At 37.9% G+C, this 2,879-nt stretch carries 4 protein-coding genes; 3 read left to right on the forward strand and 1 reads right to left on the reverse strand.

Going from position 1 to position 2,879, the window contains the following annotated elements; translation table 11 throughout:
- Positions 1-33 precede the first annotated feature (33 nt).
- Positions 34-1,275 carry a peptidase U32 family protein gene (locus VFS71_RS08070; RefSeq protein ID WP_326400432.1) on the forward strand — a complete coding sequence of 414 codons (1,242 nt, stop codon included), beginning with the start codon at positions 34-36 and terminating at the stop codon, positions 1,273-1,275.
- Entirely contained in the window at positions 1,275-1,505 is a 231-nt protein-coding gene (locus VFS71_RS08075) for a ferredoxin (protein WP_100432612.1), read from the forward strand. Before VFS71_RS08070 ends, VFS71_RS08075 begins: the two co-directional genes overlap by 1 nt.
- Before the next feature lie 92 nt (positions 1,506-1,597).
- Here VFS71_RS08075 and VFS71_RS08080 read toward each other — a convergent pair whose 3' ends face one another.
- A complete protein-coding gene (locus VFS71_RS08080; protein ID WP_326400434.1) occupies positions 1,598-2,005 on the reverse strand; it encodes a helix-turn-helix domain-containing protein in 408 nt (135 codons plus the stop codon).
- Positions 2,006-2,101: 96 nt separating this feature from the next.
- Between VFS71_RS08080 and VFS71_RS08085 the strand changes: the two genes are divergently transcribed.
- Positions 2,102-2,879, forward strand: a 778-nt coding sequence (locus tag VFS71_RS08085; RefSeq protein ID WP_326400435.1) for an alkene reductase, incomplete at its 3' end; no start/stop codon positions are given.

A 2,879-nucleotide genomic window follows, 5' to 3' on the forward strand; every position in this document is an offset into this window, starting at 1 on the left:
GATAAAATGTATAAGATTTTAGAATAGTTTATCATGACAGTTACTAATAAAATTGAACTCATGGCTCCCGCAGGGAACTTTGAGTCGCTTCAGGCTGGACTTGATAACGGTGCTGATTCTGTATATTTTGGAGTAGAACAATTGAACATGCGCGCCCGTGCAACGGTCAATTTCACGATGGATGATTTACCGGAAATCGCCCGCCGATGCGAAGCAAAAAACGTTAGAAGTTATTTGACCCTAAACACCATCATTTACGACCATGATTTATCAGTCGTGAAGACATTATTGGGCAAAGCGAAAGAAGCCAACATAACAGCCGTTATTGCCTCTGATCAAGCCGTTATTGCGATGGCGAGAGGTATTGAAATGGAAGTTCATATTTCGACTCAATTGAATATTACCAATATCGAAACCATCAGATTCTATAGCCTATTTGCTGACACTATGGTTTTGAGTCGTGAATTGAGTTTACGTCAGGTAAAAAGTATAACAGCTCAAATTGAAAAAGAACAAATCAAAGGGCCAAACGGAAACTTGGTAGAAATTGAAATCTTCGGTCACGGAGCCTTATGCATGGCCGTTTCGGGAAAATGCTATTTGAGTTTACATTCCAATAATTCTTCGGCAAACCGCGGTGCCTGCAAACAAAATTGCCGTAAAAAATACACCGTAATCGATCAGGAAACCGGTTTCGAAATCGAATTGGATAACGAATACATGATGTCTCCAAAAGATTTATGCACGCTGGATTTTCTGGACCAAGTGATGGATTCAGGGATTCAAGTATTGAAAATTGAAGGACGTGGACGTGCTCCGGAATATGTTGCCACCGTAATAAAAACCTATCGTGAAGCGATTGACAGTTATTACGAAGGCACTTTCACCAAAAAAAAAATCGCAGTTTGGATGGAAGCATTGAACACCGTTTACAATCGCGGTTTTTGGTCAGGTTATTACCTCGGACAGGAATTGGGAGAATGGAGCGATGTTTCAGGATCAATGGCAACGCAGAAGAAAGTATATGTGGGTAAAGGAACTCACTTTTTCCCTAAAGCTGAAATTGGTCAATTCAAAATTGAAGCTTACGACATTAAAATAGGCGACAAAATATTGGTTACAGGTCCAAGAACAGGAGCACAGGAAATGGTTATCGAGGAAATGTACGTAAATGACACCATTGCCGAAAAAGCAACCAAAGGAGACGACTGTACTTTCAAACTGCCTTTCAGAATTCGTATGTCTGACAAATTATACAAAATAGTCGAAGCCTAATGGTCATTGTAACGCTACAAAGGGACAAATGCATTGGGTGCAACTATTGTGTCGAAATGGCGCCTGTTCAATTTCAGATGTCCAAAAAAGACGGAAAATCGGTATTGATTAAAAGTGTAAACGCCAAAGGTTTTTACACTTTGAAATCACCCGACCACACCATAGCCGAAAGCTGTGAGCTAGCAGCAAAAGCTTGTCCAGTGAAGATTATTTCGGTAAAGGAAACGTAGAAATATAGTGCTATAAAACTCTCCTCAAATCATTTCTGCTTTTTGAGGTGTTCCACAAATCTTTTACAGTATGCAAAACATATCGTTTTTAATTACTTTTTCAATTCTTTTGTCATACTTTTTATAAAGGCTTCCTTGTCTTTTTTGACTTCCTTCAATATTTCCTTTCTTTCAGTGGGGATTTCTAAATATTTATCTGCCCATAAATTTATTTCAATCATTAAAGGCAATAAATCAATCCCTTTTTGAGTGAGTTTGTACAATACTTTTGCTTTGCTTTCGGGATGGCTCAATTTTGAAATAATTTCTTTTTCTTCCAACATTAGTAATCGTGCCGCCAAAATATTGGTAGCAATTTTCTCTTCCGCCTTCAGAAAGTCACCATAAGTACACTCTTTAGCAAACATTAAATCCCTGATAATAAGCAATGACCATTTGTCTCCCCAAATGTCAAGGGAGCTACTAATTGGGCAATCCGACCTCTTTTTTGTATTCATCATAAAAAATAATTTATAAAACAACTTGCAAATTGAAAGTAGTTTGTATATTTGCACTTGCAAAATGCAAGCAAATTTACAAATTAAATTATAAACACAATGGAAAAGTTATTGATTTTTGATTCTTACCAACTTAATGATAGCCAGTTAAATAACCGAATCGTGATGGCACCTATGACGAGAAGCCGATCTAACAACTCAGGAAACATCGCCACTGCGCTAACCGCAAAGTATTATGAACAACGCGCTTCTGCAGGACTAATTATCACTGAAGGTACTTTTGTAAGTGAAGAAGGAATAGGTGTTGTAAATGTTCCCGGAATTTATACAGCAGAACAAGTAGAAGGCTGGAAATTGACAACCGAAGCAGTTCACCAAAAGGGAGGAAAAATTGTTGCCCAATTATGGCATACAGGAGCTTACTCACATCCGGATTTACACTATGGAAAAAAACCTTTAGCCCCTTCGGCTGTAAACCCAAATCAACAGGTTTTTACCGCCGAAGGCTTTAAACCCACCGAAGTTTCAAAAGCTATGACCATTGAAGATATCAAAAGAACCATTGCCGATTTCAAACAAGGAACAATTAATGCTTTCAAAGCGGGTTTTGATGGTGTAGAACTTCATGGTGCAAATGGCTATTTACTGCAACAATTCTTTAGCAAAAACACAAACCTTCGCGAAGACGAGTATGGTGGTTCTATAGAAAATCGTGCTAGAATTTTGTTTGACATTCTGGACGAATTGAAGCAAGTGGTTGACATTAAAAAAGTGGCAATCCGCCTAAATCCTTCGTTAAATGGAATTATGGGAATTCTAGTAGATGATGAAACGATCGCTATTTATGACTATATCGTAAACCGATTAAATGATTATG

Origin of the sequence: Flavobacterium sp. (assembly GCF_035760125.1) — a bacterium.
Classification (GTDB): Bacteria; Bacteroidota; Bacteroidia; order Flavobacteriales; family Flavobacteriaceae; genus Flavobacterium.

Excerpts from the sequence above, each read along its gene's own strand:
- VFS71_RS08070 (WP_326400432.1), top strand. The coding sequence starts at position 34 with ATGACAGTTACTAATAAAATTGAACTCATGGCTCCCGCAGGGAACTTT.
- VFS71_RS08075 (WP_100432612.1), top strand. The coding sequence starts at position 1,275 with ATGGTCATTGTAACGCTACAAAGGGACAAATGCATTGGGTGCAACTAT.
- VFS71_RS08080 (WP_326400434.1), bottom strand. The coding sequence starts at position 2,005 with ATGATGAATACAAAAAAGAGGTCGGATTGCCCAATTAGTAGCTCCCTT.